Here is a 20,045-nt window from a genome sequence, read left to right on the forward strand (position 1 = left end):
ATCAGCCGCCGTACTGCCAGCCGGTGCTGCTCAGCTCCAGGGCACTGGCATCGCGGTGCAGCACAGCGCTCTTCACCTCACCCACGAAGACGGTGTGATCGCCGTGGGCCACCTGCCCCACCAGCTCACACTCCACGCCGCCCAGGGCGTCGTTGAGGATCGGCAGGCCGAGGGGGCCAAGACTGAAGGGTGCCGCATCAAAGCGGCCACCCATGGCCTTCTGGGGCTTGAAGAACACGGCCGCCAGATCCTTCTGATCGGAGCTCAGCACGTTCAAGGAAAACCGTCTGGTGCGCTGGATGATGCCGTTGCTGGTGGAATCGGCCCGCACGGCCATCACCACCAGCGGCGGCTCGAACGATCCCTGGGTGACCCAGCTGGCGGTGAAGCCATTCACCTCCTCGCCTTCGGTCACGCCGCAGATGAACACCCCATGGGGGATCTTGCGCAGGAGCACCTTCTTGGCTTCGGCGTTCAGGCCGGGCTGGTCGGACATGGCAGGGGAGGGCGCGGACGCCCGCGGCTGTCCTGACTCTAGAAAGCCATCCGCAGGTGAAGCAGCCCATAGGCTGGCCGCCAGCAGGAACCGAGCGATGCGCGCCCTCTACCCCGGCAGCTTCGATCCCCTCACCCTGGGCCACCTCGACCTGATCGAGCGATCCGCCGGCCTGTTCGACGGCGTGATGGTGGCGGTGCTGCAGAACCCGGGCAAGCGCCCCGCCTTCACTCTGGAACAACGCCTGGAGCAGATCCAGGCCGCCACTGCTCACCTCGCCGGTGTGGAGGTGGGCAGCTTCGACGGGCTCACCGTCGACTTCGCCCGCCAGTGCGGCACCGCCGTGATCCTGCGGGGGCTGCGGGCCCTGAGCGACTTTGAGTTCGAACTGCAGATCGCCCACACCAACAAGAGCCTGGCGCCGGCGGTGGAAACCCTGTTCCTGGCCACTGCAGTGCACCACAGCTTCCTGAGCAGTTCGGTGGTGAAGGAGGTTGCCCGCTTCGGCGGGGATGTGCGTCACATGGTGCCGGCGGGAGTGGCGGAAGATCTGGCCAGGCTCTTTAATCGGACATCCACGACAGCCTGAGATGTCCGAGTTGCGCATCACCGTGCTCGATCAGCTGGAGCAGCTTGAGGAGCTCATTCTGGATGGCAGCCGCATCCCCTTCAGCGGCGGGCGGCTGGTCAACGAGCAGGACGCCATCGAGCTCATGGATGCGTTGCGTGACGCTCTGCCGAGCCAGATCGAACAGGCGGACGAGCTGATCCGTCAGCGGGAGAGCTTCATCGAGAAGGCACGCCAGCAGGCCGAGGAGATCGTCAACCAGGCGCGACGGGAGCGGGAACAGCTGATCCAGAACGCGTCCGTACGACAGGAAGCCGAACGGCAGAGCGCCGAGATGCGCGAACAGGCCCGCCAGCAGTGCGAGCAGGTGCTGCTGCAAGCCCGCCAGCAGGTTGCCCAGGCAGAACAGGAGCACCAGGGGCGTCTCGCCGGGATGGAACAGCAGTTCGCAGCCAGGCGCCAGCACCTCGAGCAGGAAGCCCAGGGCCGACGCCAGCAGATGGAGCAGGAAGCGGCAGAACGCAACCGCCAGCTGGTCGAACAGCACGAACGGTCCCGTCAGCAGAGCCTGCAGGAACTGGAAGGCATTCGCCAGGAAGGCCTGCGGATCCAGCGGGAAAGCCAGGCGGAAGCCGAACGGCTGCAGAACGACGCTCTGCAGTTCCGCCAACAGACCCAGCAGCAGTGTGAGCAACTGATCACCCGCAGCCGTCAGGAAGCTGCCTCGGTGCAGGAGGGGGCCAATCGCTATGCCGAGCAGGTGCTCGGGGAACTGGAAGGCCGCCTCAAGGACCTCAGCCAGGTCGTGCTGGCCGGCCGCCGGGAGCTGGTGCGGATGCAGACGGAGGAGTCCGTCACCTCCAGCCGGCCAGCTGCCTCTGCGCCCGCTCCAGCGGAGGGTCCTGAGGGCTCTGGCGGATCGGTCAGCAGGGCCCGCCGGGCCGCCGGTCGGCTGCGGCAGGTGGCCGGCGGCAGGGGCTGAAGCCCCCTCCGCCACCCCCTCCCAGCCGGACTAGACCGCTGGGCACAGTCCAGCTGTCTGCGCTTGGCGCAGCACCTGACCGATGGTGGTGTTCGGAGCTGCCGCACCATTGGAGATCGCACTCACGTAGCGGGTGCCATCCGCAGAATCGAGCACGCCACTGATCGAGCGCACCCCGCTGATCGTGCCGGTCTTGCCGTGGAAATGGCCCTGCAGCGGGGTGCCCACATAGAGATTGCGCAGGGTTCCGCGTTGGCCTGCGATCGCCATCGAGGCCACGTACTGACGGCCATAGGGGTGCTGATCCATGCGCAGCAGCAGGGCTGCAAGCATCCGGCTGGTGAGGCGGTTGGCCCGGTCCAGACCACTGCCATCCACGACCCGCAACCCCTCGGTCGGCAGGCCCTGCTCGGTGAGCCAAAGGGTGGCCGCCTGACGGGCCTGATCAAGATCCCAGGTGCCGCTGGCCTGGCGCAGCAGCACCTCGGCCGTGAAATTGTGGCTCTCGGTGTTGGCCAGGCTGAGCAGCCCGTACATCGGCAGCGAGGCCTCCTCATGCAGCAGCACCGCATCGGCTGGCAGGGGTGTGGTGGCTGACACCACGGCCAGTCGAGCCTTGCCTCCCTGCTGAACCATCAGTTTCTGCAACAGCGCCTGAAGACGGGCCGGCGGGTTGGCCACAGCATCGTGAATGGCGTTGCTGGTGACCGCCAGGCGCGTGATCGGAGCGCCATAGGCGTAGGCCCGATCGGCCGGATGCCAACCCTTGGGCCACCAGGCCTGGGCCGGTTCCTCGGCCAGTTGCAGGGTGACCAGCCCAGGCGCGACACCAGGTCCACCACCAGCACCGAGAGCCAGCTTGGCGAAGCGCTGAAGCTGCGGCACCGCCAGGTCGGGATCACCCTCGCCGGTGAGGCGCAGGGTGCCATCGGGCAGACGCCACAGGCGGGTGCTGAGGTGATAATCCGGACCGAGTCGATCAAGGGCGAAAGCCGTGCTGACCAGCTTCTGGTTGGAGGCCGGAATACGGGGAAGAGTGCCGTTCACATCCGCCAGCAGACGGCCACTGGCATCCGCCACGGACACGCTCCACACCGATCGCTCAGCACCGATGACGGCCAGAAGTCGTTGTTGCAGTGCAGGGCAACTCACCTGGGCCTGAAGTCGCGGCAGACCCACCGGCTGCGGCGTGGCGGGCAGGGTCAGCGGCAGGGCCGGTTGCAGAGCCACCGGAGGCGGCGAGGCCAGGACCGCCGGGCGCTGCTGGGCAAAGGCGCTGAGCGGCGTGGCCAGCAGACTGAAGGCCGTCAGGGCCAGAGCAGACCGGTGCGACAGGCTGTGGCGCCGGGAGGACTGCTGAACCCAGTGCAGCTTGGACGAGAGATGGGAACGCATCTCAACCCTCCCCGACCTGGAGGCCGGTAACGACACCCTGCACCCTGTATTGCTTGCCCTCCAGCTCCACCGGAGCCCCGATCTTGAGGTTCTGGTTGCCGAAGACCACCCCACCCTCACTCCTGCGGCCCTGTCCCTCCAGCACAAACCGGGCATCAAAACGGCCGAAGACGGCCTGGTTGGGATCAATCGCCGTGACCACCGAGCCATTCGGCTGCAATGCCACGAGGCGGCTCTGAAGTGGGATCAGCTTCTGGATCGCCACGGTGCCATGAGGCTGGTTACGAATCACGATCGCTACCTTGCGCTCCGTCTCGATGGCGGAGATCAGGGCGCCGGGGTCAGCCACAGGGACACCCCTGACGTCCACCACGACTTTGACGGGCCGCAGATCACCGGTGGCCTTCGCCACGGCACTGCTCAACTTGGGGCTCCAGATCACGCCAGCGGCGGCCAGCAGCACGGCAACGGCTGCACCTGCATCCACCAGGCTCCAGCCGCGGGGTCGGGATGCGGGGGAATCAGCCATGGGCCTCCTTCTTTGGGGGAAGTGTAAGGAGGGCAACCATGGCCCTCAAGCCCCAACGCGAAAGCGGGGGTGCTGACTTCCGAGATAGAGACCTGTCGCCCCTCAGTTGCGCAGGCCTTCGATGAACTGATCCAGCACCCGCATCTGTCCGCCCAGATCAAGGCCCTCCTCTCCGGCCAGGGCCATAGCCTGCTGCTCGGCATCAGGCTTCTGCTCGAACGTCGTGCAGAGGCGGTAGCCATCGGGATCGAGGCGGTAGAGCTCCCAGGGGCCGGGATAGGCCCGCTTCAGGGCTGCCTCCGCCTGGGGAAGCAGCGCGTAGGCGCTCTGCCAGCCCGCCAGGAAGCCCCGCCGCCGCTCCCGGGCGACGCTGCCGATCCCCACCGCCGCATCCTCCAGGGACCCGTTCACCAGCACCACGGCGCCGCGATGGCCACCGCAGACCTGCTCCACCAGCTCATAGTCCGCCTGGCTGGCGCCCACGAGCAGCAGCAGCTCGTTGCCCGAGGCCTCGCTCTGACGACGGACCTGGTCGCTGAAACTGGCGATGCAACCGGCGAGCTCAGGAGCATCCCGCTTCGCCAGAGCAGTGGCACCGGCATCGCTGAACAGCAGCCGCAGCTCCTGGCCCGTCTCCAGCAACGCTGCGGCCAGCCGCAGCACCACCGGCAGCACCCGCAACCCTTCAAAGCGCCACTCCACGGTCCAGCGGCCCTTGGGGTCGGCGAGGAACGCGGCCTTCAGCGCCTCGAGGGCCTGCGACTCGGCGGCGCGCAGATCGGCGGGAAGCATCGGCAAGGGGCGAGATCGGCGCGACCCTACCCATCCCGACCGTCACAGCCGGCTGAAACCGCTGCGAGGTCGGCACGGGCCTGCTGCAATGCCGCCGGAAATCCTTCCAGATCCGCCTCGCACAGCCACGGGCCGAGACTGAGACGCAGGCCGCTGGCCGCCTCCTCAGGGCTGTACCCCATGGCCAGCAGTACGGGGCTGGCATCCGGGCGCAGCCGCTGAGGATCCCCGCCGGGACCTGCGGTGCTGGCAGAGCTGATGCGCACAGAACTTCCGCGTGCGGAACTGCTGCAAGCCGAACCACTGCTCACCGCATAGCCGTGGCGCCACAGCGCCCGCACCAGAGCCCGGCCCGCCAGCGGGCGGCCAGCGGCATCGGAAACCAGGAGACTGATGTGATGGGGCAGGCGTCCATCGGGATCGGCGGGATCGGGTCCGCTGAGGCGCACCCCCTCCAGACCCAGGAGTGTCTCCAGCAAACGGTCGCGCAGGGGGAGAAGCGGGTCGAGTCCTCCATGGCCGTACAGCCGCGCGGCCGCCAGATCGAGTGCGGCGGCGAAGCCGGCGGCGAGGGCAACCGACTCAGTACCGCCACGGCGTCCCCCCTCCTGGCCGCCGCCGCCGATCAAGGGATCGATCTCCACCCCTGGCGCCAGGACCAGAGCACCGATCCCGCGCGGCCCCTGCAGTTTGTGGGCGGTGAGGCTGAGCAGGTCGACCGGCAGGCGGCCCAGATTGACGCTGCGGTGGCCCACCACCTGCACCGCATCGGTGTGGAACGGCACTCCAGCCGCTCGGCAACGGGCGCCGATCGCCTCGATCGGCTGCAGCGCCCCCACCTCGCTCTGGCCCCAGATCATCGAGACCAGCCGGGTCGGGGCCTGTAGCAGCTCTTCAAAGCGATCCAGGCGCACCACCCCACGCCGATCAACCGGCAGGGCCCGCACCTGCCAGCCACGGGCCTGGAGACCGGCCGCCGCCGCCGCCAATGCCGGGTGCTCCACTGCGGAGATCAGCAGCCGACCTGGCTGCATCCGAGCCGCCATGCCGAGCAGGGCCGCATGGTTGGCCTCACTGCCGCCGGAGACGAACACCAGTCGATCGGGCTCCACCCCCAGATGGGTGGCGATTGAGATCCGGCTGCGCTCCAGTCGCTCGGCCGCCGCCAGGCCAAACCCATGCAGGCTGGAGGGATTGGCCCAGGCCTCCGCGGCAGCGTCCGCCATAGCCGCCAGCACCGCCGGAGCCGGCGGACTGGTGGCACAGGCATCGAGGTAGACCTCAGCCGCCAAGGGGACCATTCGCTTCGATCCGGGCCCGGGTGCGGTCGTCCAGGGAATTGGTGGCGATCGCGACCAGGTCGTCGAGGGAGCGGCTTTCCAGCAGGGCAGCCACGCGGGCGCGGGCCTCGGCGCTGGGGCAGGCATCCGGCCGCACACAGCCGTTCACGCAGGCCACCGCACAGTTGATTTCGGGCAGGGCAGAGGCCGGGTTGGAGGCAGCAACCTCTGGATCTTGATCCGCAGCAGAATCCTTGAGTGCAGCGGAGTCCGCACGGGGGGCTGGGGCCGGTTCGACAGCACCCTGCTGGTCCGGCTCGTGCTGCTCAAGATCCAGCAGGGCCGGAGCCACCACGCCGTCGAAGACGGCCTCGGCCGGGCCGGTCATGAACAGGTGGCCCGTGGCCTCATCCCAGTCGATCTCCAGGGGGCCGCCGGGCAGATCGAGCCGGGCGCGACGTTCACTGAGGCCAAGCCGGTGGCAGACCACCAGGGTGGCGCAGGCACCGGTGCCGCAGGCCAGGGTGGGCCCGGCGCCGCGCTCCCACACCCGCATCACCAGATGGGTGGGGGAGAGCACTTGTACGAAGTGCACGTTGGTGCGGGCGGGGAAGGCCGGATGCACCTCCAGCGCCGCGCCGAAGCTGTCCAGCTCCACCAGCGCCACATCGGTGACCGGGATCACCACATGGGGATTGCCCATGCCGGCAGCGCCGACCGAAAAGGTGTAACCAGCTGCCTCCAGATCCCCCTGGGGGATGCCGGCCTCGCCCACGGGCAGGGTGGTCGGGACCGCCTCGGGGTCGAGCAGGGGCCTGCCCATGTCCACCCGGATCGTGCCGTCCTCCTGAAGCTCCGGCACGATCCGGCCCGCCAGGGTCTCGATCTGCCACTGGCGGCCCGGTTGATCGCCATCGCTGTCCGCCAGGAAGCGGGCCAGACAGCGGATGCCGTTGCCACACATCTCCGGTTCGGTGCCGTCGGCGTTGAAGATCCGCATCCGCAGCTCTCCCCCCTGGCCCGGAGGCAGGGCCAGGATCACCCCGTCGCCGCCCACACCGAAGCGCCGATCGCAGAGACGGCGCACCAGCTCGGAGGTGAGGCCCAGGCTGTCGTCCTCCTCGGGGGCGTTGCGCCCGTCGAGCATCAGGAAATCGTTGCCCAGGCCTTGGTACTTGCTGAACTGGAGCACGATGGTGCGCGACAGGAGCTGAGGGTGATCCTAGGAAGGGCGCCCCACCAGCCCGGCAGCCGAACAGCCCGTGCGCCCGCCATGGACAACCCGTACACCGACCGCCGCGGACCGATTCTCGACACCACCCAGCCGGGCATCCGCCACATTCAGGACATGATCCGGGAACACAAGCCCGTCAGCGTGCTGATCCAGAGCGGCAGCGAACTGGAGGGCGTCATCCTCTGGCAGGACCTCGAATACATCGGGCTGCAGCACGAGGACGGCCGGCCACTGATGCTGATCAACCGCCGCTCCATCAGCATGCTCCGCGCCCTCGGCTGACCCACGGGATCAGCAGGGACCACCAGGCTGAGCCAGCAGGCCTGTGGCACGATCACAGGCTGCCCTGCGGCCCGTCTTCCACGGCCGGGCCCGCGCCGTGACCGATCCCGCCGTGACCGATTCCTCCCGTTACCAGCCGCAGGCCCTCGAAACGCGCTGGCAGGAGCTGTGGGATCGCCACCAGCTGCACCGCACGCCGGAGCCAGGCAACGGTGAGAATTTCTACGCCCTGTCGATGTTCCCCTATCCCTCAGGGAATCTGCACATGGGGCATGTGCGCAATTACGTGATCACCGATGTGATCGCCCGGGCGGCCCGGATGCGGGGCAAGGCGGTGCTGCATCCGATGGGCTGGGACGCCTTCGGCCTGCCGGCCGAGAACGCCGCCATCGAGCGGGGCGTGGAGCCCGGCACCTGGACCGACCAGAACATCGCCTCGATGCGCGCCCAGCTCAACCAGCTGGGCCTCTCGATCGACTGGGAGCGCGAGGTGGCCACCTGCCACGCCGATTACTACCGCTGGACCCAGTGGCTGTTCCTGCAGTTCCTCGACGCCGGCCTGGCGTACCAGAAGGACGCCACCGTGAACTGGGACCCGATCGACCAGACGGTGCTGGCCAACGAACAGGTGGACGGTGAAGGCCGCTCCTGGCGCTCCGGCGCCCTTGTGGAGAAGCGCAAACTGCGCCAGTGGTTCCTGAAGATCACCGCCTACGCCGACCAGCTGCTGGACGACCTCGACACGCTGCAGGGTTGGCCGGAGCGGGTCCGAACCATGCAGGCCAACTGGATCGGCCGCAGCACCGGAGCTGAACTCAGCTTCGAGGTCGTGGACGCCAGGGGAGAGCCCAGCGGTGAACGGATCACCGTGTTCACGACCCGGCCGGACACGATCTACGGCGCCAGCTATGTGGTATTGGCGCCGGAGCATCCCCTGGTGGCCCAGCTCACCACTGCGGAGCAGGCGATCCACGTGGAAGCCTTCTGCGATCTGGTGAGCCGCCAGAGCGAACAGGAGCGCACCGCCGAAGACAAGCCCAAACGGGGCGTGCCGATCGGTGCCATGGTGCGCAACCCCGCCACGGGGGGCCTGATCCCCCTCTGGATCGCCGACTACGTGCTGGCGGAGTACGGCACCGGCGCCGTGATGGGCGTGCCCGCCCACGACCATCGGGACTTCGTCTTTGCGCGCCAATACGAACTACCGGTGCGGCAGGTGATCATTCCCGAAGGCAGCGATGAGCACGCCTTCGAGGGAGGCGCCTGGACCGAATCGGGGGTGCTGATCCATTCCGGCCCGTTCGATGGGATGCCGAGCCGCGAGGCCAAACAGGCCATCACTGCGGCGGCGGAGCAACAGGGATGGGGCACGGGCAAGGTGCAGTTCCGCCTGCGCGATTGGCTGATCTCGCGTCAGCGCTACTGGGGCTGTCCGATTCCGGTGATCCACTGCGAAACCTGCGGTGTGGTGCCGGTGCCAGCCGAGCAGCTTCCGGTGGAGCTGCCCCAGGGCATAGCGCTGGCCGGCAGGGGCGGCTCGCCCCTGGCCCAGCTGGAGCACTGGGTGACGGTGGACTGCCCCTGCTGCGGCAAACCCGCCCGCCGCGAGACCGACACCATGGACACCTTCATGTGTTCCTCGTGGTATTTCCTCCGCTACAGCGACGCCGGCAACACGCAGGTTCCCTTCAGCCGCGAGGCGGTGGATGCCTGGTTGCCTGTGGATCAGTACGTGGGTGGCATCGAACACGCCATCCTGCATCTGCTCTACTCCCGCTTCTTCACCAAGGTGCTGCGTGATCGCGGTCTGCTGGGCTTCCATGAGCCCTTCAAACGCCTCCTCACCCAAGGCATGGTGCAGGGGATCACCTACAAGAATCCCCACAGCGGCAAGTACATCGCGCCGGCGGATGTGGCTGACCCCACCGATCCGCGCGACCCGATCTCCGGCGAGGTTCTGGAGGTCTTCTACGAGAAGATGTCGAAGTCGAAATACAATGGTGTTGATCCGGCCGTGGTGATCGACCGCTATGGGGCCGACACGGCGCGGATGTTCATCCTCTTCAAGGCGCCACCCGAGAAGGATCTCGAATGGGACGACGCCGATGTGGAGGGTCAGTATCGCTTCCTGCAGCGGATCTGGCGCCTGGTGGATGCCGCTGCGGAGCGAGGTCTGAGCCTGGCCGCTGGGGCCGGCAACGCGGAGGCCGTGGCAGAGGCGATCGCGGCGGCAGGGGGCAGCCCTGGCCTCCTGGACGACGAACGGGAGCTGCGCCGGGCAGTGCATACCGCCATCGCCGCCGTGACTGATGACCTGACCGGCGAGGAGCTGCAGTGCAACACGGCCGTGTCGGAGCTGATGAAGCTCAGCAATGCCATGGCCAGCCATCTGGCGGCCAGTGGCGACGCCTTCGCCGCCGAAGCCCTGCGCACCCTGCTGCTGCTGCTGGCGCCGTTCGCGCCGCATCTGGCCGAGGAGCTGTGGCTGAAACTCGGCGGCCGCCGCGACAGCGATGACCTGGCCACCACCAGCATCCACGCCCAGCCCTGGCCGACTGCCGACGCCTCAGCCCTGGTGCGCAGCACCATTCCCCTGGTGATCCAGGTCAAGGGCAAGGTGCGCGGCAACCTGGAGGTGCCGGCGGATGCCGATGCCGCCACCCTGGAACGCCTGGCCCTGGCCAGCGACATCGCCGCCAGGTGGCTCCAGGGTCAGGCACCGCGTCGGGTGATCGTGGTGCCGGGCAAGCTGGTGAACCTGGTGCCCTGAGGCTCAGGCGCGACGGAACACCAGGGAGGCCGGCTCGCCCCAGTTCCCATCCGCCTGATAGCCGCGGTCGTTGCCGCAGAGGTGACGCAGGATCCAGAAGAGTGGTTCGGGACTGTCCGATCCGAGTTCGTTCTGGAGGGCAGCCAGGGAGCGGGGCTGGCCATCGGCAAGGCGGCCTTCGAGCTGCTCCTGCAGCGACAGAATCACCGCGGCCGCCTTCTTGCCGGCCTCGACACCGGGCTGGTCGTAGGCATTGATGTTGACCAGTTCGGCGTAGAAGCCCACGGCCCGCTCGAACAAGGCAATCAGGGCACCGAGAGCTCGGGCATCGAAGCGACGCAGGGTGATCGCCATGGATTGCCGTCCTCCTTCCATCAGTGCTGAGCGGGTGCCCTGCAGGAAGCCCTCGAGAAAGTCACCGGGACGATCTCCCTGCACCGGTTCGATGTCGGCCGGATCATCGAGCGCTTCGATGAAGGTGACGAAGAAGTTGTCGACCCCATCGCGGAGCTGCTGCACGTAGGCATGCTGATCGGTGGAGCCCTTGTTGCCGTACACGGCAATGCCCTGGTTGACGATCTGGCCGGCGCGATCGCGCTGCTTGCCGAGCGACTCCATCACCAGCTGCTGCAGATAGCGGCTGAACACCTCGAGGCGATCGCGGTAGGGGAGCACCACCATGTCGCGGGCGCCATGGCCTTCACCCGCCTGGTACCAGGAGGCGGCCATCAGGGCAGCGGGATTGCTCTCGAGGCGGGCCACCCGCGTGGCTTCATCCATCGCGGCGGCGCCGCCGAGGAAGGAGCGGATGTCTGCACCCGCCAGGGCCCCGGGCAGCAGACCCACGGCGCTGGTGATGCTGGTCCGCCCGCCGACCCAATCGAACATGTCGAAGCGCTGCAACCAGCCCTCCTGCTCGGCGAGGCGGTCGAGCTGGCTGCCCTGCATGGTCACGGCCACGGCCTGGGCGGCCCAGGTGCCGCCGCGGCTCTCGAGGCGGGCGCGGGCCTGCTGCATGCCCAGCCTCGGTTCCGGCGTTCCGCCGGACTTGCTGACGACGATCACCAGGGTGGTGGTCAGCCGCTCCTCCAGGGCCCGCAGGGTGCGGCTCATCCCCTGGGGGTCGACGTTGTCGAAGAAGTGGAAGGGCAGGCCCGCCTCCTGCTCCTGAAGGGCGCGGATGATCAGCAGCGGCCCCAGCCCCGAACCGCCGATGCCGATCCAGAGCACATCCGTGAAGGGGCGGCCGCAGGGGGCCATCAGCTCCCCGGCGAGGATGCGGCGTCCAAAGGTCTCAATCTGATCAACCTCGCTGGCGATGTGGGCGCCGCTCTCGGCATCGGGGGCCAGCTGCGGTGCCCGCAGCCAGTAGTGCCCCACCATGCGCTGTTCGTCGGGGTTGGCGATGGCTCCGGCCTCCAGGGCCGCCATCGCCTCAAAGGCCTGGGCAAAGCGTGGACGAAGAGCGTCAAGGCCGGGCTGATCGAGCGCCATGCGGCTCACATCCAGCCAGAAGCCCAGGGCCTCGTCGTGCCAGAGCAGGGCGCAGAAGCGGTCCCACTGGGTCGCCGGATCGTGGCCGTTGAAAGCGGGAAGCTGGGACATGGGGCCTGGAACCGCCTGCGGTGATCAAATCGACGGTATCGGGGGGGCGAGAAGAACCGCAACCGCACACTCCTGCTCAGAGATGGGGCCGAATCTCTTTAAACTTTCTGTCAAAGACTCCCAGTTCCCCTTCAGGACTCTCCCCCTTCGTGCTGCGTTTCCTGCACCATCGTGTCTCCGGAGAAGTCTCAGGTGCTCCTTCGCTCTGCTCAGGGCCAGGCACCGCAGAACATTCCGCGTCTCCCGCCACCGGACGACCTGGTCGGAAGCGTCGACGTGAGCTTGCAGCCGCCACAGTGCTGCTCGCCACCGCCTTGGGTGGTGTTGGCGAAGCGCAACACCCCCTGGAATCCCTGATCAACGCTCCGGATCAGAGCAGCACCATCAGCGGCGACAGTCGCGCTGCTGTCGGCTCAGTCACTGAGGGCCAGCGGGTCAATCCGATCGATTTCACCCCCGAGGAACTGCGGGAGTTGCAGAAGCGCTTCGGGGTCCATGGACCTCAGCCACGCCTGGCCCAATTGCTCACCGAAGGCCTCGACCAGCTCGAACCGCTCCGCTCCCACACCCTCACCCGCCTGGAGGAGCTGCGGCCGGTGATCCTGAGTGAGTCCCTGCGCCGCCGCGTCAATCCGATGCTCGTGGCTGCCGTGCTGTTCGATGAGATGCAGCACGCCAAGCCAGGCGAAAGCCACCCGATCGCAGCCCATTCCGGCCTGTTCAGCACTCTCGGCCCAGCCCAGCTTGGATTAGGGGAGATGGTGCACCAGGGCCTGCTCCCTGCCGATGCGACACCGGAGCAATTGGAGGCGGCTCGCGATGCGTTGCTGGACCCGGAGCAGAACGTGACCCTCTTGGTGGGCAAGTTCGAGCGCCTCCAGAAGGAACTGGAACTGACCACTCCCCTCCCGCCGATCGCGAGCCGCTCCCCCCACGAAGCCAAGGCTCTCGCCACCCTGGCCTACCTGCACAACGGCAAGCTGGACTATCCCGCACGGGTGCTGCGCTATATGCAGGACCCTGAGCTCCACGCCCTCCTCTACGGCAACCGCCGCAAGCAGCTCCCTCCGCTGATCTGATCCAGCAGCTCTCAGGTTCAAGACCGCTGGGCTGGCCTCAGCGGGATGGACAGAGCATCCCGAGAGCCGCCAGCCGGACCTCAAGTGCCCGCCAGTCGAAGCTGCGGGGATCGCCCCGCTCACCGCCCAGATCCACGTAGCGGTGAGTGGTGATGTTCTGGGCCGGAAAGCCAAACCGCCGCATCCAGTCGGTCAGCACCACGGCCATGGCGTCGTACTGGGCGGAGCTGTAGCCGCTGTGGGCTGGGTCGTTGTCTTCACCATCCAGCGGCGTTTCGAGGCTGAGATGCAGAGCGAAGTTATTGACCGAGCCACTCACCCTGGGATTGGTGATCACCCAGAGGCCATTGAAGGCGGAATTGCCGGCCCCGAAGGCCCGCTGGGACGGATCCACCGTGTTCAGCACCGCGCCATCACCGCCGATCAGGGTGTGGTAGCTGACCTGGTCATCGTCGTTCGGATGGGGGGTGAGGAAGGTGTTGAGGGCCGAGCCGATGCCGTAAACCGTCTCATGCAGCACCACCACCTTCGGGGTGGAATCCACCGGATTGCCGAAGGCATCGTGATCGAAACGTTGGCCGAAATTGCTGGGATCAATGGCCACGCGATGGGGCGTGTTCTGCAGAACAACCAGGCGATTCTCCAGGCGCTGGCGCAGGGCCTCGGCAGGTGGCGCGCAGGAGGGGCGCAAAGGCGAACGCCAGGCCTGCCTCTGGGGTGGTGGTGGAGCCTGACGCCGGCCTGCTTCCGGCGCCATCGGCGGCTGGCGGACCTCCTGAAGAATCTCCAGCAGAGAGGGGCGTCCCTCCGCGCCGCTGGCAGAGGCGATCAGCTGGCGCGCCATCCAGCCCAGTCCGCCCAGGCCAAGCAGCCCGGCAGCAGCGATGGCCACCAGGGCCGGAGGGGCGATCACGGTGGCAGAGGGAGAGCTCCAGCGGCGCCAACGCCGCCGCAGCACCACGCGGGCCCGCCTCATGGCACCACCCCGAACCAGGCGGTGCGTTGGGCAAGGGCAGCGGCCCCGGCGGAGGGATCCGCTTGCAAAGACCAGCTCTTCACCGCCGGCGGCCCCGGCTGCAGCCAACAGGAACGGACCAGTCCATCGCGGCAGACCAGCAACTCCAAGGCTGGGATCGCTGCGACCGGAGGCCCAGCCTCGTCCGCAGCTGCATTCCAGGCAGGACGCAGGGGATCGTTCCAGATGGTCTCCAGATCTGCGACAGCCCGGAGACGCTGGCCATCCACCGCCAGAAGCTCATCGCCCACATCAAGGCCGGCCTGCTCGGCCGCGCCGCCCCGCACCACCCCCTTGACGCGGATCACCCCGGGGCTCGCCTCATCAACAGTGATCCCGAGATCGGGGTGATCCTGCAGTTCCGGCAGCAGCTGCAGGCCCACACTGGCAAGGTAGCCATCCAGATCCGGTTCCTCCGCCTCGGTCGTGCCCTCAAGCCAGCGAGGCAGCAGGGCAGCCAGATCGGCAGCCTCAGCAGTGAAGGCTTCAAGCAGATCGGCCTCGCGGTATCCCCGTCCGCAGCGACCGAGCATCATCCAGAGCCTCCGAAGCACCCGGGCCAGGCAGGAGCCGGAGCGCCGCAGGTGCAGATCGAGCACCAGGGCGAGCACAGCACCCTTGAGGTAGTAGCTCACCTGGTTGTCGGGGGAATAGGCATCGGCTCGATAGAGCTTGACCCAGGCCTCCTCACTACTACTCCGCAGGCTTTGCACCCGCCGCCCTCGATTGAGGCGGTACCGGCTCAGGTCGGCACCGAGATCCTCCAGCAAGGCGGTTTCGTCGCTGCAGCCGGCCAGCAGGGGCAGGAATTGGTCGAAGTAACTGGTCACGCCCTCGGCAAACCAGAGGGTAGGCACGATTGCAGCAGTGCCGTAATCGATCGGCGTCAGTTCCGCCGGGCGCAGGCGCCGCACGTTCCACTGGTGCAGGTATTCGTGCGCCACGAGCTGCAGCAGCTTGCGCCGGCCATCGGGCCTGGCCAGGGCACGGCGGCCGTACTGCAGCACGGTGCTGCGGTCGTGCTCCAGGCCGCCATAGCCATTGTCCAGCAGATGGAGCACGAACAGATAGTCCGGCGCTGCCGGTGCCGCTTCGCCCATCAGGCGGCAGCAGGCCAGGCAGACCTTCTCCACATCGCTCAGCCAGGCCTGATCCAGTGCCGGCAGATCACCGCCCCAGCCCACCCAGCGGTGGGGCACCCCAGCCACCGTGAAACCATGGCAGGGGTGGGGACCGGCTTCGACCGGCGTGTCGATCAGCTGATCAGCATCGGAAGCGCACCAGTGGCCCCGGTCGTTGCGCGGCAGGGGCACAAAGGGCTCCCACCCGTCCGGCAAGCGCAGCTCCAGGTCATGGGGAGACCAGCGTTCGCCGTCCACCAGCAGGAGCACCGCCGCCAGAGCGAGAAAGCCGTGGTCGCCGGAGAGGTGACAGGTTCGCACCGTCAGCTCGGTGGCCTGGAGCGTGTACGCGATCGTCAGGTCTTCCGGACCCACCCCATCAAGCTGCCAGAGACTCGGCCCCAGCCGGCGGGGCTTCAGAACTCGGGCGGCCTGCAGCACCTGCAAGCCCTCCAGGTGGCGCACGTACTCCCGCAACAGATAGGAACCGGGTGTCCAGCGCGGCAAGCTGAAACGCAGGCAATCCGTTCGCGGTTTGAACGACAGCCTGGCCCGCACCAGGTGCTGATGGGGCTCCGAAAGATCCAGCGTCAGCAGAGGCACCGGCAGCCGCGGATCAGGGAACGAGCGTCACGCTGGCACCATCAAAGGAGGCCTGGGCTTCCAGCAGGGCCAGGCGGCTGGCGTAGTGGCGGGTGAGCTCGGAGAGCAGGCGCTGCAGCGTTCGCGAACGGCTGATCCGCTGGAGATCGCCCACAAGGGCGAGGCTTCCATCCGCAGCTGGAGCCCAGCCCAGAACGCCGTGAGGACCCAGCTTCACCTGCAGTTGCACTGGCTCACTCTCGCCGGCGAAACCCTTGAGAACACCCCCCCAGCGGGGCTCAAAACCCATGGAAGTCAGACTGGCTGCCAGGCAATCGACATCGCGCAGCACCGTGGGCAGGATGGAGAGATGGGACATGGACACCAGGCCCGCTTGGTCGAACACTAGCGATTCCGGACTGGCAATCCAGTGGCCATTGCCACAACCGCCGTCCCAATCCCAGCCCCGATCCGAGTCTGAGCGGCACCCTCCCCTGCGGCTGGGGGTGATGGCCTCGGGCAACGGCACCAACTTCGAGGTTCTGGTGCACGCCTGCCGCAGCGGGGTGCTGCACGGCACGGTGGAGCGTCTGGTGGTGAACAACCCCGGTTGCGGCGCGGCGCAGCGGGCTGAGCGGCTGGGCATCCCCTGCCACACCCTCGACCATCGGCTTCAGCCCAGCCGCGAAGCGCTCGACAGGGCCCTGAGCGAGAGCTTCCAGGACGCGCAGGTGGACCTGGTGGTGATGGCAGGCTGGATGCGGATCGTCACACCGGTGCTGATCGCCGCCTATCCCGATCGACTGGTCAACATCCACCCTTCACTGCTGCCCAGCTTCCGCGGCGTCGATGCGGTGGGGCAGGCCCTGGATGCAGGGGTGCGACTGGCGGGCTGCACCGTTCACCTGGTCTGCGAGGAGGTGGACAGTGGCCGGATCCTGATCCAGGCCGCCGTTCCGGTGCTCGACGGTGATGATCGCGCCAGCCTCGCTGCGCGTATTCAGATCCAGGAGCACCGCATCCTGCCGCTGGGGGTCGCCATCGCCGCCCAGCGTCTCAGGGGTAGAACGGCAGCAGGGGGAGCCCAGTGGCGGCCGGCAGGCCCGCCATCAGGTTGAGGCACTGCACCCCCTGGCCCGCCTGGCCCTTGATCAGGTTGTCGACGGCGCTCATCACGATCAGCTGGCCGGTGCGCGGATCCACCTGCACGCTGATCAGAGCTCGGTTGGTGCCCCGCACCCATTTGGTGGAGGGATAGGTCCCCACCGGCAGCACCTCGACGCAGTCGGCATGGCGGTAGGCGGCGGCCAGCACGGTGGTGCAGTCGTCGGCGGTGAGGCCCGGATCCCGCAGCCGCCCGTACACCGTGGCGAGCAGACCCCGCACCATCGGCATCAGGTGCGGCGTGAACTGCAGCTGGATGGCACGCCCGGCAGCTTCACCGGCCAGCTGCTCGATCTCACTGGTGTGGCGGTGACCCACCACGCCGTAGGGGGCCACCGCTTCGCTGGCCTCCGCCAGCAACAGGTGCTCCTTGGCGGCCCGACCACCGCCGGAGGTGCCCGTCTTGGCATCGATCACAATGCCGCGGGTCTCGATCAGACCCTGCTGCAGAAAGGGAAGCAGGCCCAGCAGGCTGGCGGTGGGGAAGCAGCCGGGCGCCGCCACCAGCCGGGCGCCGCGAATGCGCTCTTCCGCCCACTCCACCAGCCCATAGACCGCCTCCTGGCACAGATCGGTGTCGCTGCGGGGAACCTGGCGCGCTTCGGTGGCGTAGACCTCCTGCCATTGGCTGAGGGAGCGGTAGCGGTAGTCGGCGGAGAGATCGACCACCTTCACGCCCCGCTCCAGCAAAGGCGGCACCAGTTGGGCTGCCAGGCCATTCGGCAGGCTGAGCACCGCCAGATCCGCCGCCGCCGCGATCGCCTCGGGATCGGGTGACTGGACCACGGGATCCCCCGGCAAGGGAAGGAACGGCACCAGATCGCGCCAGCGCTTGCCGGAACTGCGTTCACCGCCGAGGTAGGTCACCTGCAGCTGCGGATGCTGATGCAGCAACCGCAGGGTCTGCAGACCGCCATAGCCGGTAGCTCCGATCACCGCCACCCGGGCAATGGTCGCGGCAGGGACTGAGGAGGGAGCCATGCCGAATCGGCGGGAACGCCAGATCGTACCGGGCTCTATAAAGGACTATTGCGACTCGGTCGCTGGCCTTGACCGCCCTTTCCGAACCGTTCCAGCTCGAGGCCATCGCCTTCGACGCCATCGCTGACGCCCTGGCGGCCATCCGCAACGGCGAATCGATCGTGGTGGTGGACGACGAAAACCGCGAAAACGAAGGCGACCTGATCTGTGCCGCCCAGTTCGCCACCCCCGAACAGATCAACTTCATGGCCACCGAGGCCCGGGGCCTGATCTGCCTGGCCATGGAGGGGGAGCGGCTCGATGCCCTCGATCTGCCCCTGATGGTGGATCGCAACACCGACAGCAACCAGACGGCCTTCACGGTGAGCGTCGACGCCGGCCCGGAGAACGGCGTCAGCACCGGCATCTCCGCCGAAGACCGGGCCCGCACCATCCAGGTGGCGATCCATCCCCACTCCCGGCCAGCGGATCTGCGGCGCCCGGGCCACATTTTTCCCCTCAGGGCCCGTCAGGGCGGGGTGCTGAAGCGGGCTGGCCACACGGAAGCGGCCGTGGACCTGGCCCGCCTCTCCGGCCTGTATCCCGCCGGAGTGATCTGCGAGATCCAGAACCCCGACGGCTCCATGGCCCGCCTGCCCCAGCTGGCGCGCTACGCCCGGCGGCATGGCCTGCGGCTGATCTCGATCGCCGATCTGATCCGCTACCGACTCGACACCGAACGCTTCGTCCGCCGCCAGGCGGAGGCCGCCCTGCCCAGCGCCTTCGGCACCTTCCGCGCGATCGGCTACCGCAACGAGCTCGACGGCAGCGAGCATGTGGCGATCGTCAAGGGCAGCCCGGAGACCTCCACTGGCCCGGTGCTGGTGCGGGTGCACTCCGAATGCCTCACCGGCGACGCCTTCGGCTCGCTGCGCTGCGACTGCCGGCCCCAGCTGGAGACCGCCATGCAGATGATCGAGGCCGCCGGTGAAGGCGTGGTGGTGTACCTGCGCCAGGAGGGCCGCGGCATCGGCCTGATCAACAAGCTGCGGGCCTACAGCCTCCAGGATGGGGGCCTCGACACTGTGGAAGCCAACGAACACCTGGGCTTTGCGGCAGACCTGCGCAACTACGGCGTGGGAGCCCAGATTCTCAGCGACCTGGGGGTGCAGCGACTGCGGCTGATCACCAACAATCCCCGCAAGATCGCCGGCCTGGGCGGCTATGGGCTTGAGGTGGTGGATCGGGTGCCCCTGGTGATGGATGCGGGCCAGCACAATGCCGCCTACCTCCAGACCAAGCGCACCAAGCTCGGCCACCTGATGGGCCGCGACTCCCACAAACCCACGGCGGTGCTGGCCTGGCGCGGACAGAGCGATGAAGCCGTCCTTGCCCGGCACATGGAGTCCCTGGAGGTCTGGGCCAGCCGCCGGGAGGTGCTGCTGGAACGGGAGGAACACGTGCGTCTGCTCGCCCTGCTGGATCAGCCGCAGCTGGCGGTGTTGCTCACCGCCACGGCGGGCGAAGCCCTGGAGGCAGGGGTGCTGATCGAGGCCTTACAACTGATGGCCAGCTGGGAGGCCACCGCGGCGGTGAGCCTTCTCCTGGCCCCGGACGCTCAGCGCACCGCCCACCCCAGCGCCCTGCTCGAGCCAGAGCATCGGGACCTGGTGGCCCTGCGCAACGCCCCGGCCCCCCGGCTGACGCTCGAACCCAATGCCTTCCTGCACTGGGCCGCGCCGGTCACTTCTGAATGGTGACCGTGTTGATGCGGCTGCCGTTGCGCAGCGCCATCACCACATCCATGTTGCCGGTGTGACCGAACACGGTGTGCACCCCATCGAGGTGGGGCTGGGCGCCATGGCAGAGAAAGAACTGGCTGCCACCGGTGTTCTTGCCTGCATGGGCCATCGAAAGGCTGCCGGCCTGGTGCTTGTTGCCGTTGATCTCGCAGGGGATCGTGTAACCGGGGCCACCGGTACCGGCCATGCCACGGGCACCTTCGCGGGAATTGGGGCAACCGCCCTGGGCCATGAAGCCATCAATGACGCGGTGGAAGGCAAGACCGTCGTAGAAGCCCTCTTCGGCCAGCTTGACGAAATTGGCGACGGTGCCCGGTGCATCGGCATCGAACAGTTCCAGCTCGATCGTGCCGGCGTCGGTCTCCATCACGGCTTTGGTCACAGGGAAG

At 67.8% G+C, this 20,045-nt stretch carries 19 protein-coding genes; 7 read left to right on the forward strand and 12 right to left on the reverse strand.

Going from position 1 to position 20,045, the window contains the following annotated elements:
- Position 1 precedes the first annotated feature (1 nt).
- Positions 2–496 (reverse strand): flavin reductase family protein, encoded by a 495-nt coding sequence (locus tag VB716_RS12230; RefSeq protein WP_322758719.1) that lies wholly within the window; start codon positions 494–496, stop codon positions 2–4.
- A 97-nt stretch (positions 497–593) separates the two neighbouring features.
- On the opposite strand from VB716_RS12230, the gene coaD reads away from it, so the two are divergent.
- Together coaD and VB716_RS12240 are read left to right on the forward strand one after the other, a co-directional pair.
- The gene (coaD, locus tag VB716_RS12235; RefSeq protein ID WP_197170258.1) at positions 594–1,085 is read left to right on the forward strand and encodes a pantetheine-phosphate adenylyltransferase; all 492 of its coding nucleotides are present in this window, start codon (positions 594–596) and stop codon (positions 1,083–1,085) included.
- Between the two features lies 1 nt (position 1,086).
- Positions 1,087–2,046 (forward strand): hypothetical protein, encoded by a 960-nt coding sequence (locus VB716_RS12240; protein ID WP_197170259.1) that lies wholly within the window; start codon positions 1,087–1,089, stop codon positions 2,044–2,046.
- A gap of 30 nt (positions 2,047–2,076) precedes the next feature.
- On the opposite strand, the gene dacB is transcribed toward VB716_RS12240, so the two are convergent.
- From dacB to dapF, 5 genes are all read right to left on the reverse strand, one after another.
- The gene (gene dacB / locus VB716_RS12245; protein WP_323270624.1) at positions 2,077–3,441 is read right to left on the reverse strand and encodes a D-alanyl-D-alanine carboxypeptidase/D-alanyl-D-alanine-endopeptidase; all 1,365 of its coding nucleotides are present in this window, start codon (positions 3,439–3,441) and stop codon (positions 2,077–2,079) included.
- Position 3,442: 1 nt separating this feature from the next.
- Positions 3,443–3,970, reverse strand: coding sequence for a DUF4330 domain-containing protein (locus VB716_RS12250; protein ID WP_197170261.1), 528 nt, complete (start codon positions 3,968–3,970; stop codon positions 3,443–3,445).
- Positions 3,971–4,072: 102 nt separating this feature from the next.
- Positions 4,073–4,762, reverse strand: coding sequence for a DUF1995 family protein (locus tag VB716_RS12255; protein ID WP_323270634.1), 690 nt, complete (start codon positions 4,760–4,762; stop codon positions 4,073–4,075).
- A 26-nt stretch (positions 4,763–4,788) separates the two neighbouring features.
- Positions 4,789–6,063, reverse strand: coding sequence for a cysteine desulfurase family protein (locus VB716_RS12260; RefSeq protein ID WP_322758717.1), 1,275 nt, complete (start codon positions 6,061–6,063; stop codon positions 4,789–4,791).
- A complete protein-coding gene (dapF, locus tag VB716_RS12265) occupies positions 6,044–7,234 on the reverse strand; it encodes a diaminopimelate epimerase (RefSeq protein ID WP_322758716.1) in 1,191 nt (396 codons plus the stop codon). Before dapF ends, VB716_RS12260 begins: the two co-directional genes overlap by 20 nt.
- Positions 7,235–7,315: 81 nt before the next feature.
- Between dapF and VB716_RS12270 the strand changes: the two genes are divergently transcribed.
- Positions 7,316–7,558: an Hfq-related RNA-binding protein gene (locus VB716_RS12270; RefSeq protein ID WP_197155852.1), complete on the forward strand. Its 243-nt coding sequence runs from the start codon at positions 7,316–7,318 to the stop codon at positions 7,556–7,558.
- 64 nt (positions 7,559–7,622) lie between these two features.
- A complete protein-coding gene (gene leuS / locus VB716_RS12275) occupies positions 7,623–10,328 on the forward strand; it encodes a leucine--tRNA ligase (protein ID WP_416238111.1) in 2,706 nt (901 codons plus the stop codon).
- A 3-nt stretch (positions 10,329–10,331) separates the two neighbouring features.
- On the opposite strand, the gene VB716_RS12280 is transcribed toward leuS, so the two are convergent.
- Positions 10,332–11,933 carry a glucose-6-phosphate isomerase gene (locus VB716_RS12280; protein WP_323270627.1) on the reverse strand — a complete coding sequence of 534 codons (1,602 nt, stop codon included), beginning with the start codon at positions 11,931–11,933 and terminating at the stop codon, positions 10,332–10,334.
- Between the two features lie 296 nt (positions 11,934–12,229).
- Between VB716_RS12280 and VB716_RS12285 the strand changes: the two genes are divergently transcribed.
- Positions 12,230–13,012, forward strand: coding sequence for a helicase DnaB (locus VB716_RS12285; protein WP_370594764.1), 783 nt, complete (start codon positions 12,230–12,232; stop codon positions 13,010–13,012).
- A gap of 37 nt (positions 13,013–13,049) precedes the next feature.
- On the opposite strand, the gene VB716_RS12290 is transcribed toward VB716_RS12285, so the two are convergent.
- The 3 genes from VB716_RS12290 to VB716_RS12300 are packed head-to-tail and all read right to left on the reverse strand — an operon-like array spanning position 13,050 to position 16,109.
- Entirely contained in the window at positions 13,050–13,988 is a 939-nt protein-coding gene (locus VB716_RS12290) for a peptidoglycan recognition family protein (RefSeq protein WP_323270628.1), read from the reverse strand.
- A complete protein-coding gene (locus VB716_RS12295) occupies positions 13,985–15,751 on the reverse strand; it encodes a M61 family metallopeptidase (protein WP_323270629.1) in 1,767 nt (588 codons plus the stop codon). The genes VB716_RS12290 and VB716_RS12295 overlap by 4 nt, the downstream gene beginning before the upstream one ends.
- Before the next feature lie 13 nt (positions 15,752–15,764).
- Positions 15,765–16,109: a DUF1257 domain-containing protein gene (locus tag VB716_RS12300; protein ID WP_323270630.1), complete on the reverse strand. Its 345-nt coding sequence runs from the start codon at positions 16,107–16,109 to the stop codon at positions 15,765–15,767.
- A 130-nt stretch (positions 16,110–16,239) separates the two neighbouring features.
- On the opposite strand from VB716_RS12300, the gene purN reads away from it, so the two are divergent.
- On the forward strand, positions 16,240–16,848 hold the full coding sequence (gene purN / locus VB716_RS12305) for a phosphoribosylglycinamide formyltransferase (RefSeq protein ID WP_323249864.1): 609 nt from the start codon (positions 16,240–16,242) through the stop codon (positions 16,846–16,848).
- Here purN and argC read toward each other — a convergent pair.
- Positions 16,787–17,875 (reverse strand): N-acetyl-gamma-glutamyl-phosphate reductase, encoded by a 1,089-nt coding sequence (argC, locus tag VB716_RS12310; protein ID WP_197155862.1) that lies wholly within the window; start codon positions 17,873–17,875, stop codon positions 16,787–16,789. The two genes, purN and argC, sit on opposite strands and share 62 nt — an antisense overlap.
- A 68-nt stretch (positions 17,876–17,943) precedes the next feature.
- Here argC and ribBA point away from each other — a divergent pair, with 68 nt between their 5' ends.
- Positions 17,944–19,614, forward strand: coding sequence for a bifunctional 3,4-dihydroxy-2-butanone-4-phosphate synthase/GTP cyclohydrolase II (gene ribBA / locus VB716_RS12315; RefSeq protein ID WP_231597917.1), 1,671 nt, complete (start codon positions 17,944–17,946; stop codon positions 19,612–19,614).
- Here the strand turns inward: ribBA and VB716_RS12320 are convergent.
- A complete protein-coding gene (locus VB716_RS12320) occupies positions 19,598–20,038 on the reverse strand; it encodes a peptidylprolyl isomerase (RefSeq protein ID WP_197155864.1) in 441 nt (146 codons plus the stop codon). The two genes, ribBA and VB716_RS12320, sit on opposite strands and share 17 nt — an antisense overlap.
- Positions 20,039–20,045: the final 7 nt, after the last annotated feature.

Source organism: Synechococcus sp. CCY9201 (genome assembly GCF_034931105.1).
Classification (GTDB): domain Bacteria; phylum Cyanobacteriota; class Cyanobacteriia; order PCC-6307; family Cyanobiaceae; genus CBW1002.